We start from the raw sequence: 15,071 nt of genomic DNA, 5'->3' as shown, positions 1-15,071 counted from the left end.
ACTAGAGACTATCTAGAATCTTGAGAAATCAATTTTATTTTTATCTAAATATTTGAAAATCTTTTTAAAAAATTATCAACGAAGGATTTCTATTGATTCAGACAGTCTCGTTAGTTAATTTTTGCTATTTAAACTTTAGCTTATTTTTAATTCCCTATAGGCTAGGATACTCGCTAGGCTCTGCGTATCTTAAGATTATCGTTTGCCCATTAATTCTTGTTTCATGTCTGCAAAGTTCATAATACCTTCTACCTTCACTATCCATTCTAATTCTACAGTGTAAATAGAAAAAAGTATTTCCTTCTTTTTTTACTAAAACAGTCTTTTCTTCAACTTTTTCTTCGATATTCTTAAAGTCTGTTTTTTTTCTAAGTCATTAGCAAACAAACTAAAAGAAACCATTAACATCCCTGTTAATATCATTTTCTTCATAATTATTACATTTATATTGGAAAAATTCCAATGTATTAAAATAACTTGCGATTTTTTTAATGTCACTCACAACTCTATGACAATCTTTGCAAAGAGTATTTTAATATGTACCAACTATATTAACTAGATTAGATATACTCTAAAATAATATAACTAGCCACAAAATTATTTCATCCAAAAAGTAATTGTAAGAATAATCATAACATTTTTCTTATTTCAAGAATATAAAAAAATAATCATAACATTTTCTTTTTTATGATTTTTTGTATAATAACTATATACTTTTAAACTTATTTATTGGTGTATTAGACTCTTTTGATAAATTAAAACACGATTTCTATCTTTTTTTGACTGTAAGGTTCTTTGTAACTTTGCTCCTATAAAAATACACAATGAAAATATCAGTAGATTTAACACTTACTCCGCTTCAAGATAATTTTGAAGAACCCATTATTAATTTTATTAAGAAACTTAGAGCTTCTGGTTTAACAGTTCTTGAGAATCCTTTGAGTACTCAAGTGTATGGAGATTACGATACAGTAATGCAATTAGTAACTTCGGAAGTAAAAGAAGCTTTCGAAGCCTTCGATAATGGTTTATTGCAAATGAAAATTGTAAAAACGGATAGAAGCGACTATGAACCAAATTTTTGATTTTCTATTTAGTCAATACGCAAACTCTAGTCCGCTTGATGTAACTTTAGAGATTGTAGCTGTCATTTTCGGTTTCCTTTCGGTTTGGTACTCTAAACAAAATAAAATTTGGGTTTTCCCTACCGGTATGATTAGTACTGCTATTTTCGTTTATCTTTTATTGAAATGGGGATTGCTTGGTGACATGATGATTAACGGTTACTATTTCATCATGAGTGTTTATGGTTGGTATATTTGGACTCAAACTAAGGACGGTGAAGTGTTACATCCTATTTCAAGAACTACAATAAAAGAGAAAAAAATAAGTGTAGCTATTTTTATAGCCACGTTAATTTTTGTGTATGTTGTTTACGTTACTTTCGACAAATGGACACATTGGACTGCGTATGTAGACACCGTTACAACTGCTGTTTTCTTCGTAGGAATGTGGTTAATGGCCAGAAGAAAAATAGAGAATTGGATTTACTGGATTATTGGTGATATTATTTCTGTTCCTTTATACTTTTATAAAGGTTTCACTTTTACTAGTTTTCAATATTTAATATTTACCTTTATAGCAATAGCAGGATATTTAGCATGGAAGAAAAGCTTAGACAATCTGAAATTAACGTAGTAAAAGTAGTTTTATTCGGGCCCGAAAGCACAGGGAAAACAACACTTTCTCGACAACTTGCCAGACATTACAATACCGTTTGGGCACCTGAATATGCACGAGAATATTTACAGGATAAATGGAATAACGAGCGTAAAACTTGTGAGGAAAGTGATTTAATTCCGATTGCTATCGGGCAAATGGATTTAGAGAACTCGTTGGCTAAAAAAGCTGATAAGTTATTAATTTGTGATACTGATTTATTAGAAACAAAAGTTTATTCTGAAGAATACTATGGAGGCTTTGTAGATCCTTTGTTAGATAAATTTGCAATTCAAAATACCTACGATGTTTATTTCTTGACCTATATTGACACGCCTTGGGAAGAAGATGATTTACGAGACAGACCCGAACAACGCGAAGAAATGTTTAATGCGTTTAAAAACTCATTAGAAAAATACAATCGCCCGTATATATTATTGAAAGGTGATAAAGAAACGCGATTAAAAAAAGCAACTCAAGTTATTGATGCTTTAATTGCAAAAAAAGAAAATTTATATTCTTACTCGGATTCTCTTGTCGATTTAGATTTACATTTTTTACATCAAAACATCGATCCAAATTCTTTTATACAGTAACTCTTGGATAAAACAATCATACATAACGAACTGCAATTTAAAGCTACAAGAAGTTCTGGTCCGGGTGGCCAGAATGTTAATAAAGTTGCTTCAAAAATTGAATTGTATTTTAATATAGAAAATTCAGAAGGACTTACTTCAGAAGAAAAAGAACTCATCAGTAAAAAGCTAGAGAAACGTATTTCCAAAGATGGAATCTTAATACTTACTTGTCAGGAAAATCGTTCACAACATAAAAACAAAGAAATTGTAACCGAACAACTATTTGAATTACTAAAAGCTAGTTTAATCAAACCTAAAAAAAGAAAGCCAACAAAGCCTACTAAAACTTCGCTTGTTAAAAAAGCGCAAAACAAGCAAAACCAATCGTTAAAGAAACAATTGCGACAAAAACCATCAATAGATTAAACTTAATTGTTGTTTCTTATTTCAAAAAACCACCTTACATTTGTACCGTTCTCAATAAAGGGGTGCCTTTTTTGAATTACGAATTACATAATTGCGAATTATATTTTTAAAAGTAGTTTGTAATTAATGATTTAAAATTCATAATTAAATTCAGGCTGAGATCATACCCATTGAACCTAGAACAGGTAATGCTGTTTAGGGATTACGAACAATTTTACTACAATTCAAACATCAGTAATTGCTACTAAAATTGTTTTTCAATTAATTATTCAAACAACAAAAAGGATAATTACCTCTTTTTATTCTTACAATTTCGAAATGGAAGGAAAGTTAAGCTGTAAAAAGGTGAAGTTCTTAGTATCTTTTTTACTATTATTTTGTGGTCTGACTATGCAAGCTCAAACGTTTACATTGTCTGGTAAAGTGGTTAATAAAAATAACGAGCCGTTAGAAGGTGCAACTGTTGTAATAACAGATTTAAACAAAGGAACATCTTCTAACTATGAAGGAAAATTTAAACTATCGGTTCCTAGTGGAAATTATGTAATTAAAGTTTCTTACATAGGTTTTAGAACAGGATATTTCAACCAAGTGGTACAGAAAGACGAAGACATTATTATTGAATTAGTTTCTGAAGATGATGTGTTGGACGAAGTTCTTGTATCGTCAATTCGTGTGAAAGCGGATGCTCCTGTTACACACTCTAATCTATCTAAAAAAGAAATTGCAAAGCGTAATTTAGGTCAGGATATTCCTGTATTATTAAACTATTTACCATCAGTAATTTCTTCATCAGATGCTGGTGCTGGAGTAGGATATACGTATATGAGAGTTCGTGGTTCTGATGCTACGAGAATTAATGTTACTATTAACGGAATTCCGTATAACGATCCTGAAAGTCAAGGTACATTTTGGGTAAATTTAGGAGATTTTGCTTCTTCTACACAAAGTTTACAATTACAACGTGGTGTGGGAACATCAACCAATGGTTCTGGAGCTTTCGGAGCGAGTTTAAATATTTTAACGGATGCTATTTCTGAGGAAGCAGGTGGAGAAATTTCTAATGCTTTTGGTTCATTTGGAACACGTAAGCATACTGTAAAATTTACTACTGGAAGAGTAAATGATCATTTTGAATTCTCTGGTCGTTTATCTAATATTTATTCTGATGGTTATGTTGATAGAGCTTTCACCGATTTAAAATCGTATTTTTTACAAGGAAGTTATTCTGACGATAACACCTTAATTAAGGCTATTGTTTTCGGTGGTTCAGAGCAAACATACCAAGCTTGGTTTGGTTTAACTGCTCAAGAATTAGCAGAAAATCGCCGTCAAAACCCGTATACATACGACAATGAAACGGATAACTACTGGCAAAATCATTATCAATTGCACTGGAATGAAAAATTTAGCGATCAATTATCTACCAATATTGGTGTAAACTACACGCGTGGAAAAGGATATTTTGAGCAATACAAACCTGGAGAATCTGCTGCTGACTTTAATAACTTAATTGTTGATGGAAGTGATGTAATAGTGCGTCGTTGGTTAGATAATCATTTCTATGTTTTTAACGCTTCTGCAACATATACCATTGATGGATTAGAAATAATAGCTGGTGGGTCTTATAGTAATTATACAAATGATCATTACGGTGAAGTAATTTGGGGAAGTGACTTAGCTCCGAATGTAAATATTAGAGATCGTTACTATTTTAGTGATGCTAAGAAGCATGATTTAAGTTCTTTCATTAAAACTAATATTAGACTTAATGACAAGTTAAATGCTTATGTTGATTTACAAGGAAGGTTTGTAAACTATCAAACTGGAGGATTAAATTCTGATAGGGTTCCTTTAGATATTGATAAGGATTTTAATTTCTTCAATCCAAAAGCTGGATTAACATATCAATTAAATGAAACTAACAGTTTCTATTTGTCGTATGCAAGAGCAAATAGAGAGCCGAACAGAAACGATTTTGAAGGAGGAAACACGCAACATGAAACATTAGACGATTTTGAATTAGGATGGCGTTTAGCTACCGATAATGTAAAAATAAACACAAACTTATTTTACATGGACTACACGAATCAGTTAGTATTATCTGGTGCCATAAATAATGTTGGTGAACCGCTTAGAGAAACTAGTGGAAATAGTTTCCGTTTCGGTTTAGAGGTAGATGCTGATATTACGTTAACAGAAAAATTATCTGTAAAACCGAATTTAGGATTAAGTACAAATCAGAATAGAGATTTTAAAGCTCCAATTGATGGTGTTATAGAAAACTTAGGAAATACAAATATTTCTTTTTCTCCAAACGTTATTATTGGAAACTCTTTAGTTTATGCTCCTACAAATAATTTTCAAATTGCCTTTTTATCAAAATATGTTGGAGAGCAATTTATGGGGAATTTAGGTGGTCGTATTTCTGACAATGAAAAATTAGAAGGTTATTTTACAAGTGATTTGAATATCGTTTACGAATTAAAAACGAATAAAATATTTGACTCAATTGTATTTACTGGTTTAGTAAATAATATTTTTAATAAAGAATATGTAGATAGAGGTTATTATTATTTCTATGATGATACTTGGACAACTCCTGGAGTTACAACTACTGTAGATGGCGCTGGATATTATCCACAAGCAACTATTAACTTTTTAGCTGGAGTTACATTAAAATTTTAAACTAAAAAACTATTCATAAAAAAACCGAGATAATTATCTCGGTTTTTTTAATTTATTATTATAAGAAAGAAGTCAAAACACTTACTATAAAAAATATTGGATAGCCGAATATAGATATTTTGTACTTATAATCTTTATCCTCATTATTTTTCACACTTAACACTGTAAGAATAACACCTGCTATAAATAATATTAGTGCTAGAACAGAAAGTAATAACATTCGAATATAAAATCTTTCTGAATCATGAATTAATGGTATAAATTTTATAGCTAAATACATCGTGACTGCATTCAGTAATAAAACGTAAACTAGAAGTCTAAATGACCAACTTCTATAATTTGTTTCCTTTTTCATTCTCTTTTTTATTAAATACTCTGAGCTTACAGTGAACAAGTAGGAGTTGTTGTTTTAATAGTTGTATTTCTGATAGCACTAAAACCTCCTGCAACATCAATTACGTTATCAAAACCATTCATTTTTAAAATAGAAGCCGCTATAACCGAGCGATATCCTCCCGCACAATGTATAAAGAATGTAGTGTCTTTAGGAAATTCATTTAAATGCTCTTCTAAATAATCAAGAGGTGTATTAGCTACATTTTCAATATGCTCATTCTCATACTCTCCTGGCTTTCTAACATCAAAAACGGTAGCGCCATGCTTAATGTTTTCTTCTAAAACATCAGCAGAAATAGAGGTAATTTTATCTATACTTTTATTAGAGTTTTTCCAAGATTCAAATCCTCCTTCTAAATAACCGATTACATTGTCGAAACCAACTCTAGCCAATCTTGTTATTGTTTCTTCTTCTTTTCCTTCTGGAGTAACTAAAACAATCGGCTGATTAATATCTTTAATTAATGCCCCAACCCAAGGTGCAAATGTCCCGTTTAAACCGATAAACATTGAATTCGGTATGAATCCTTTTATAAAGTCTGTTTGATGACGAACATCTAAAATTAAAGCATCATATTTTTCTATCTTTTCAATAAATTGCTTCACAGATAACGACTTGGTTCCTTTTTCCAAAATAGTATCTATAGATTCATAACCTTCCTTATTCAACTTAACGTTTAAAGGGAAATAATCTGGAGGAGGTAATAAACCGTCAGTAACTTCTTTAATAAACTCTTCTCGAGTCATATTTTCACGCAAAGCGTAGTTAGTCTTTTTCTGATTTCCAATGGTACTAACCGTTTCATCACTCAACTGCTTACCACAAGCTGATCCTGCGCCGTGTGCCGGATACACCATTACATCATCATTTAAAACCATAATCTTATTTCTCAAGCTATCGAATAAATAGCCTGCTAAGTCTTCCATAGTAATGCTTCCTTTCTGTGCTAAATCTGGTCTTCCAACATCACCGATAAATAAGGTATCTCCACTAAATATAGCATAATCCTTACCAGATTCATCTTTCAATAAATACACGGTACTTTCCATAGTATGCCCAGGAGTATGTAAGGCTACAATTTCCAAATCACCCACAAAAAACGATTCATTATCTTTTGCTATATGTGCATCGAAATTTGTTTTTGCAGTTGGCCCGTAAACAATTTTGGCTCCTGTTTTTTCCGCTAGTGTAATATGGCCACTTACGAAATCAGCATGAAAATGCGTTTCAAATATGTATTTGATTTTCGCATTGTCTTTAGTTGCTTTATCTAAATACGGTTGTACTTCTCTTAATGGATCTATTATAGCAGCTTCTCCTTTACTCTCAATATAGTAAGCTCCTTGTGATAAACATTTCGTATAAATTTGCTCTATCTTCATTGTTCTATGTTTTATTTATACGCTTGGTGTATATACTGTGCGTATTTTTTTTGATTTTGATTATCTCCTGTTTTATAAAATAATACCGCCCAATTAGCACGCATAAAAAAGTGTTCGATGCTAACAATATCTAGTACTCCTGCTTTAAATAATGCGTCTCTAACAGGACCTTTAATTCCTGCAAAATAAAATAGTATTCCTTTCCTTTTATAAAATAGAATTTGTTGTTTTAACATCTCTACTCCTGTACTGTCTACTCTATTAATACTTTCTCCATCCAAAACAATCAACTTAAGTTTATCTCCTTTCTCATTAACCATAGCTTCAAGTTGATCTCTGAAATAATTTGCATTCGCATAAAATAATTGCGCATCAAAACGAAACACTAAGACATCTTCTTCTATAATAACTTCTTTAAACCTATTTTTATTACGATAGAAATCAGCATCAGGTACTTTTCCTAACTCAACAACGTGAGGCCTAGATGTTCTAAAAATTAAGACCACCAAAGATACACCTACTCCGATTAAAATTCCTAATTCAACTCCAAAGAGTAGTGTAGCACAAAACGTAACTACTAACAACCAAAAATCAAGGTTATTGGCTTTCCATAAAAACTTTGCTTCCTTCACATTTACCAATCTAAAGACAGCCACTATAATTATTGCTGCAAGAACAGTTTTAGGCAAATAATAGAATACCGGTGTTAAAAATAATAGTGTTAAAATTACTAATCCTGCTGATATAAAGGCTGCTACTCCTGTTCTAGCTCCAGCATCAAAATTAATAGCTGATCTAGAAAAACTAGAAGCAGAAGGATATGCATTAAAAAATGATCCAAAAATATTACTTAAACCCAAACCTATCAACTCTTGATTTGAATCAACCTTATATTCATCTTGCTGAGATTCTAAATATTTACCTATAGATATGGTTTCCAAATAACCTACCATTACCAATGTAAATGCCATTGGTAGTAATTCTCTAATTAATCCAAAATTAAATTCGGGGATTGCAAAACCTGGTAATCCAGACGGAATGTCTTTAACTATATCAACTTCAGAAAAGTAATCTCTAAATAAAAACATTGATAAGATTCCTAAAAAAACAACAATTAAAGCATTTGGAATCTTTTTATTAATTCTTCGTAAAACAATAATAATCGTACTAGTTACCAAACCTATGATAGTTGTTTTAACATCTATCTCTGTTACTCTAGAAAACATATCGTCTAAGAGAATGTGTATTTGATCACTTTGTAAAAAATCAACTCCAAAAAAATTCTTAAACTGATTTAATCCAATAATTATAGCTAGTGCAGAAGTAAAACCCGTAATAACAGGTTTTGATAAAAAGTTAACAATAAAACCTAATCTAAAAATTCCCATTAAAAACTGAATAGCACCGACCAAAAATGCAAGAAAAATAGCAATAGCAATATAACTTTCCGATCCCATCAATGCAATTGTTGATATACTAGATGCTACTATTAATGAATCGGTAGCTACTGGTCCAATTGCAACATGTCTTGAAGATCCAAAGATTGCATATATTATTTGGGGAATTAAAGCAGAGTACAAACCGTATATGGGAGGTAAACCAGCAATTAAAGCATATGCGATTCCTTGAGGAATTAATACCGTAGCAACTGTAATTCCTGCAACTATATCTCCTTGTAATTGGTCTTTTTTATAATTAGGCAACCAATTTAATATCGGTATGACTTTTTGTAACTTCACCTAAAATAATTCTCCTTGACTAGTTCCTTTAATCTTTCCTAAATGTTTATATGCTAAATCTGTGACTTCTCTTCCTCTGGGAGTTCGCATAATGAATCCTTCTTGAATTAAAAAAGGTTCGTAAACTTCTTCTATAGTTTCTGCGTTTTCTCCTACAGCTGTTGCTAAAGTTGTAATCCCCACAGGTCCTCCTTTGAACTTGTCAATAATAGTAGTTAAGATCTTATTATCCATCTCATCCAAACCATGCGCATCTACATTTAATGCTTTTAAAGCATATTGAGCGATTCTAAGAGTTATGTTTCCATCTCCTTTAATCTGAGCAAAGTCTCTGACTCTACGTAATAATGCATTGGCAATACGAGGTGTTCCCCTACTTCTACCAGCAATTTCGATAGCAGCCTCCATAGAAATGGGAACGCCTAAAATCATAGCACTTCTTTCTATAATAGTTGTAAGTAATTCTGTTGAATAGTAATGTAATCGGCTACTAATTCCAAAACGAGCTCTCATAGGAGCTGTTAATAAACCAGAGCGAGTGGTAGCTCCTACTAAGGTAAATGGTTCAAGATTTATTTGAACAGTTCTCGCGTTAGGTCCAGACTCAATCATAATATCGATTTTATAGTCTTCCATTGCTGAATATAGATACTCCTCAACTATTGGACTTAAACGATGGATTTCATCTATGAATAAAACATCTCTCTCATCTAGGTTTGTAAGTAACCCTGCTAAATCCCCAGGCTTATCTAAAACTGGTCCTGAGGTCACTTTAATTCCAACACCTAATTCATTAGCTAAAATATTTGCTAATGTTGTTTTCCCTAAACCTGGAGGCCCATGAAACAATGTATGATCTAAAGCTTCTCCTCTTTGGTTTGCAGCCTCTACAAATATTTTTAAATTCTCAATTGCTTGTTCTTGACCTGTAAAATCATCAAAAGACAAGGGACGTAGTTTTTTTTCTACATCCATTTCTTCTCTAGAATAATTTGTGTTTTCAGGGTTCAAATGCTCATTCATAAATGCAAATATACTTTAAAACGAATTGTGTATCTGTAATAAATGTTACTTTAAATATTTCTAAAACAGCGTTTATAAAAATTAAATCATTGCCCCCAATTCATTACGAATAACCTATATTTGTCTTACAATTATTCTTAATAACGAAATGAATTATACAATTAAAAAACTATTTTACTTTTTTGCGTTTTCCATAGCTATAACAGTTTATGGGCAAAATGACACCTCTAATAAAACCCAAAAATCAATTTGGAAAGGAACTTTAGATTATAGATTTGTTCCTAGTATTAAAGAACAAATTAAGAATAAGACTTTTATTCCTGCTTCTTTAAATAAAGAAAATTTTTATGGAAAGGATAAGCGAACAAAAGGGAACAATGTAGTTCCTGGAAAAGGTTTACCTAAAGGCCTAGATCCATTATTAAGCTCTCAAAAAAGCTCTATTGGTAAGCGTATTAAATCTACTAGTTTAACTTTCGAAACTACAAATAGTGCTGCTACACCATCAGATCCTACTGGTGCTGTTGGACGTGACTATTATATTGCTTCTTGGAATACTGCTTTTCGTATCTTTAATAAAGATGGTAGCCCAGCTACTCCTGCAGCTAGTTTAACAACTTTATTCCCTGGAACACCAAATGGAGATCCAATTGTATTATATGATTCGCAAGCAGACCGTTATATTGTAACTGAATTTGAAAACAATCCTAATGGATTTCATGTTGCTATTTCACAAACAAACGATCCTGTTAATGGTGGATGGCACGTATACAGTGCCAATGGGTTTCAAACGGGAACATTTCCAGATTATACTAAATTCTCTATTTGGTCTGACGGTTATTATGTAACTGCTAATATCAGTGCAACTGATACAAATGGAAATACTAGAAATGGTCAGGTTTGGGCTTTAGAAAGAGATAAAATGTTAGTAGGTGATATTTCAGCTAGTATTCAAGCTTTTTCTCTTACTGGTATAGAAACAAACGGTTTTTATAGTCCTCAAGCATTTAACGTAACCGATGGGAATTTACCTGCAAGAGGAAATGCTACTATTGTTTACATGCAAGATGATGCGTGGTCAAATGTCAATTCAGATCATTTAAAATTATGGACTATAAATGTTGATTGGAGTAACTCTTCAAATTCAACTATTTCTGCTCCAATTCAAATTTCTACTTCTCCTTTTACTTCTGTATTTGATGGTGGTGGATTTTCAAATCTTCCGCAACCAACTGGTCCTAATATTGACGCAATGCAAGCCACTATTATGAATCAAGCTCAATTTAGAAAGTTTGCGACACATAATTCAGTAGTTTTTAATTTTGTTGTTAATACTGATCCTACAAATAAATTAGCAGGTATAAGATGGTATGAATTAAGACAAGCGGGCGATGGACAACCTTGGTCAATTTATCAAGAAGGCACTTACGTAGCCCCTGAAGGAAGGCATGCTTTTGGTGCTAGTATGGCTATGGATGGTGAAGGTAATATCGGAATGGGATACTCTTCTGTTAGTGCTACTCAAAGCATTTCACTTAGATACTCAGGAAGATTTAAAGACGATCCTTTAAATACAATGACTGCTTTAGAAGAGTTAATCGTTCAGAGTAATTCAGATAATCCAAATACTAGATATGCTGATTATTCTCATTTAACTGTTGATCCTTCAAACGATGCCGATTTTTGGTTTGTTAGCGAATATTTTAATAATGGTGCCAGAAGTAATATGGTTGGTGTATTTCAGTTAACTGCTCCACCTAATAATGATGTTGGGATAACGAGTTTTATAAATCCTTCTAGTGGCGTTTTATCTGACTCTGAAGACATAACTGTTACTATTAGAAATTTTGGAACTGAAGATCAAACCAATTTTCCTGTTAGTTATACCATTAATGGAGGTACCGTTGTAACAGAAACATTTACTAGTATATTAGGACAAGGTCAAACAGTTGAATTTACCTTTACTGCTAAAGCTAACTTATCAATTTCAAACCAAGTATATTCAATTGAAGCTTATACTGGATTGTCTGGCGATGAGAATGTATCAAACAATAGTACTTCTATAGAAGTTATTAATGCTTTAGATTCATGTACTCCAACAGCTCTTGAAGGATGTGGTTTAGATGGTATTAAGAGATTTGTTTTAGGTACAATTGATATAGATGACGGAAATGATGGTTGTAATTCTACTGGATCAATTAGGGGTTATGTTGATAGAAGAAACCTATCGACTGACTTAGACAGATCGCTTTCTACTCCTTATACTCTTAGAGCAAGACATAATTGGACAGATAATCCTACAGGAGAAAGTTTATCTGCTTGGATTGACTTTAATGATAATGGAACTTTTGAGGTAAGTGAACAACTAATTAATGGAGTCTCTTTTACTCAAGCGGGTAGATTGGATAACTTCGATTTAAATATTCCTTCAACAGCACCTCTTGGGAATCATATTTTAAGAGTAAAAGCCATTGATGCTACTGCTGGTGGTGATATTAACGATCCTTGCTCAGACTTTGATTATGGTGAAGTACATGATTATTCCGTAAAAATTATTGACTCAACTTTAAGTACTAATGATTATATATTAGAAAATTCTGAGATAAAGCTTTTCACACAGGCTAATAATCACTTTAAAATTGAACTAAAAACAGATTATCAAGAAATGATTAATTTTAGAGTATTTGATATTTTAGGAAAACAAATTGTATTTAATAATATTTCAAAAAAAGGAGATAGATATGAATATGCACTTGACATGTCATATGCAGCGCCAGGAGTTTACGTTGTAAAAATGGGAAGCTTTACAAAGTATAAATCGGTAAAATTAGTAGTTAAGTAAGAATTACTATATAGCCTGAATCGAAAAAAAAAGAGATGAACTTATTCATCTCTTTTTTTTATATCTATAACTTTTACTGGTCTAGCTCTTTCACATCTATTCATCATTCTTGAAGCACTAAACTTAAACCATATCTTCTGTTCATTTGGATAGTTGTCAGGATTGATTTCAAGCGGATCCAAAAGCTCTTTTGAGTTTTCTAGTTTAATTATTAAGGCACATCCAGAATTATTCTTAGAATTAGTAATAATAGCTTTTTCATAACCATTATCAATGAAATACTCAGAAGTATCAGTTGTATCATTATTATTATCTGTAACTTTTTTACTTGAATTACAGCTCAACAGAAAAACAAAAAGAAAAGAAAATAATGTGAAGTTTTTTAAATGATTCATTATAAATTAATTTAATAAGTAGTTAAGATAAACAAAAAAGCCTTTCACAAATATGAAAGGCTAAATTATATAGTGTAAAACCAATTAAGATGGTTCTTCTCCGTCTTTTAGTGGTGTAGTTTGTAAAACAAAATCCTGTCCATGAATATAATTACCATTGTCATCTGTTTTACTGTAATCATACGCCCATCTGTGAACTTCTGGAATTTTTCCTGGCCAGTTTCCGTGAATATGTTCAACTGGAGTTGTCCACTCTAATGTATTCGAATTCCATGGGTTTTGACTAGCTTTTGGACCTCTATACATTGAGATAAAGAAGTTTGCTAAGAAAATTAATTGAGCTAATCCTCCAATAATAGCCATAACCGTCATGAATACATTAATGTCTGCTAAATCATCAAACATTGGGAAATAAGTGTTTGTATAATAACGGCGAGGTAAACCTGCTAATCCGATAAAGTGCATTGGGAAAAACACTCCGTATGCAGATATAATAGTTAACCAGAAATGCCAGTATCCCATAACTTTATTCATCATTCTTCCATACATTTTTGGGTACCAGTGATAAACACCAGCAAACATACCAAACAATGCAGATACTCCCATTACTAAGTGGAAGTGAGCCACTACGAAATATGTATCATGAATATTAATATCTAATGCAGAATCTCCTAATACTAATCCTGTTAAACCTCCAGTAACGAATGTTGATACTAATCCTATAGAGAATAACATTGCTGGATTTAATTGTAAATTACCTTTCCATAATGTAGTAACATAGTTAAATGCTTTTACAGCTGATGGAATTGCAATTAAAACCGTAGTGAATGTAAATACAGATCCTAAGAATGGATTCATTCCAGAAACGAACATATGGTGACCCCATACAATTGTTGATAAGAATGCAATACCCAAAATAGAACCAATCATTGCACGGTAACCGAAGATAGGCTTTCTTGAATTTGTTGATATTACTTCCGAAGAAATACCTAATGCAGGTAATAAAATAATATATACCTCAGGGTGACCTAAGAACCAGAATAAGTGTTCAAATAATACTGGTGATCCTCCTTGATAATGCAATACCTCTCCAGAGATAAATATATCTGATAAATAGAACGACGTTCCAAAGCTTCTATCAAAAATTAATAATAATGCCGCAGACAATAAAACTGGGAAAGAAATAACTCCAATAATAGCTGTTACAAAAAACGCCCACATAGTTAAAGGTAATCTTGTCATTTTCATACCTTTTGTACGTAAGTTTAAAACTGTAACAATATAGTTTAATGATCCTATTAAAGATGATGCAATAAAAATTGCCATTGAAACTAACCATAACGTCATCCCCATACCTGAACCAGGTATCGCTTGAGGTAATGCAGATAATGGAGGATATATAGTCCATCCAGCTGATGCAGGTCCTGCTTCAACAAATAATGAAACAACCATCACAACAGAAGATATAAAGAATAACCAGTATGATATCATGTTTAAGAAACCTGACGCCATATCTCTTGCTCCAATTTGTAATGGAATTAATAAGTTAGAAAAAGTACCACTTAAACCTGCAGTAAGTACAAAGAATACCATGATAGTACCGTGAATAGTAACTAATGCTAAGTACGTGTCTGGATTCATGATTCCATCAGTTTGTTGATGACTACCTAAAAAAGCCTCAATAATAGAAAATGATTTTTCAGGCCAAGCAATCTGCAAACGGAATAACATTGACATGAATACACCAATAATTCCCATGAACATTCCTGTAATCAAAAACTGCTTAGAAATCATTTTATGATCAGTACTAAAAATGTACTTTGTTACAAATGTTTCTTTATGATGGTGATGTTCTGCTGACATAATTTAATTTATATATCTT

At 31.9% G+C, this 15,071-nt stretch carries 11 protein-coding genes; 6 read left to right on the top strand and 5 right to left on the bottom strand.

Annotation, left to right across the window (positions count from 1 at the left end; all coding sequences use genetic code 11):
- Window positions 1-824: 824 nt before the first annotated feature.
- From EV195_RS12865 to EV195_RS12845, 5 genes are all read left to right on the top strand, one after another.
- Window positions 825-1,085, top strand: a complete 261-nt coding sequence (locus tag EV195_RS12865) for a thiamine-binding protein (RefSeq protein ID WP_132795372.1) — start codon at window positions 825-827, stop codon at window positions 1,083-1,085.
- Window positions 1,069-1,698: a nicotinamide riboside transporter PnuC gene (gene pnuC / locus EV195_RS12860; protein ID WP_132795371.1), complete on the top strand. Its 630-nt coding sequence runs from the start codon at window positions 1,069-1,071 to the stop codon at window positions 1,696-1,698. The genes EV195_RS12865 and pnuC overlap by 17 nt, the downstream gene beginning before the upstream one ends.
- Window positions 1,662-2,315 (top strand): AAA family ATPase, encoded by a 654-nt coding sequence (locus tag EV195_RS12855; protein WP_132795370.1) that lies wholly within the window; start codon window positions 1,662-1,664, stop codon window positions 2,313-2,315. The genes pnuC and EV195_RS12855 overlap by 37 nt, the downstream gene beginning before the upstream one ends.
- Before the next feature lie 3 nt (window positions 2,316-2,318).
- On the top strand, window positions 2,319-2,723 hold the full coding sequence (arfB, locus tag EV195_RS12850; RefSeq protein ID WP_132795369.1) for an alternative ribosome rescue aminoacyl-tRNA hydrolase ArfB: 405 nt from the start codon (window positions 2,319-2,321) through the stop codon (window positions 2,721-2,723).
- 318 nt (window positions 2,724-3,041) lie between these two features.
- Window positions 3,042-5,411, top strand: a complete 2,370-nt coding sequence (locus EV195_RS12845) for a TonB-dependent receptor (RefSeq protein WP_394851313.1) — start codon at window positions 3,042-3,044, stop codon at window positions 5,409-5,411.
- 381 nt (window positions 5,412-5,792) lie between these two features.
- Here EV195_RS12845 and EV195_RS12840 read toward each other — a convergent pair whose 3' ends face one another.
- Genes EV195_RS12840 through ruvB form a run of 3 tightly spaced genes read right to left on the bottom strand, consistent with a single transcriptional unit; the run spans window position 5,793 to window position 9,952 of the window.
- Entirely contained in the window at window positions 5,793-7,190 is a 1,398-nt protein-coding gene (locus EV195_RS12840) for an MBL fold metallo-hydrolase (RefSeq protein ID WP_132795368.1), read from the bottom strand.
- Window positions 7,191-7,201: 11 nt separating this feature from the next.
- The gene (locus tag EV195_RS12835) at window positions 7,202-8,929 is read right to left on the bottom strand and encodes a SulP family inorganic anion transporter (RefSeq protein ID WP_132795367.1); all 1,728 of its coding nucleotides are present in this window, start codon (window positions 8,927-8,929) and stop codon (window positions 7,202-7,204) included.
- On the bottom strand, window positions 8,930-9,952 hold the full coding sequence (gene ruvB / locus EV195_RS12830; RefSeq protein WP_132795366.1) for a Holliday junction branch migration DNA helicase RuvB: 1,023 nt from the start codon (window positions 9,950-9,952) through the stop codon (window positions 8,930-8,932).
- A gap of 148 nt (window positions 9,953-10,100) precedes the next feature.
- Between ruvB and EV195_RS12825 the strand changes: the two genes are divergently transcribed.
- Window positions 10,101-12,794 carry a GEVED domain-containing protein gene (locus EV195_RS12825; RefSeq protein WP_132795365.1) on the top strand — a complete coding sequence of 898 codons (2,694 nt, stop codon included), beginning with the start codon at window positions 10,101-10,103 and terminating at the stop codon, window positions 12,792-12,794.
- 41 nt (window positions 12,795-12,835) lie between these two features.
- On the opposite strand, the gene EV195_RS12820 is transcribed toward EV195_RS12825, so the two are convergent.
- Window positions 12,836-13,189, bottom strand: coding sequence for a hypothetical protein (locus EV195_RS12820; RefSeq protein ID WP_132795364.1), 354 nt, complete (start codon window positions 13,187-13,189; stop codon window positions 12,836-12,838).
- Window positions 13,190-13,273: 84 nt separating this feature from the next.
- Complete coding sequence (locus tag EV195_RS12815) at window positions 13,274-15,052, bottom strand: cytochrome c oxidase subunit I (RefSeq protein ID WP_132795363.1); 1,779 nt, start codon at window positions 15,050-15,052, stop codon at window positions 13,274-13,276.
- Window positions 15,053-15,071 lie beyond the last annotated feature (19 nt).

It is taken from the genome of Tenacibaculum skagerrakense, assembly GCF_004345825.1.
GTDB lineage: Bacteria > Bacteroidota > Bacteroidia > Flavobacteriales > Flavobacteriaceae > Polaribacter > Polaribacter skagerrakensis.
The sequence above is the reverse complement of the archived record's forward strand: the minus strand, read 5'-3'. Positions and strand labels throughout refer to the sequence as shown.

Bases quoted from the DNA above. Each gene is read 5' to 3' on its own strand.
- EV195_RS12865 (WP_132795372.1), top strand. From the start codon at position 825: ATGAAAATATCAGTAGATTTAACACTTACTCCGCTTCAAGATAATTTT.
- pnuC (WP_132795371.1), top strand. From the start codon at position 1,069: ATGAACCAAATTTTTGATTTTCTATTTAGTCAATACGCAAACTCTAGT.
- EV195_RS12855 (WP_132795370.1), top strand. From the start codon at position 1,662: ATGGAAGAAAAGCTTAGACAATCTGAAATTAACGTAGTAAAAGTAGTT.
- EV195_RS12845 (WP_394851313.1), top strand. From the start codon at position 3,042: ATGGAAGGAAAGTTAAGCTGTAAAAAGGTGAAGTTCTTAGTATCTTTT.
- EV195_RS12840 (WP_132795368.1), bottom strand. From the start codon at position 7,190: ATGAAGATAGAGCAAATTTATACGAAATGTTTATCACAAGGAGCTTAC.
- ruvB (WP_132795366.1), bottom strand. From the start codon at position 9,952: ATGAATGAGCATTTGAACCCTGAAAACACAAATTATTCTAGAGAAGAA.
- EV195_RS12825 (WP_132795365.1), top strand. From the start codon at position 10,101: ATGAATTATACAATTAAAAAACTATTTTACTTTTTTGCGTTTTCCATA.
- EV195_RS12820 (WP_132795364.1), bottom strand. From the start codon at position 13,189: ATGAATCATTTAAAAAACTTCACATTATTTTCTTTTCTTTTTGTTTTT.
- EV195_RS12815 (WP_132795363.1), bottom strand. From the start codon at position 15,052: ATGTCAGCAGAACATCACCATCATAAAGAAACATTTGTAACAAAGTAC.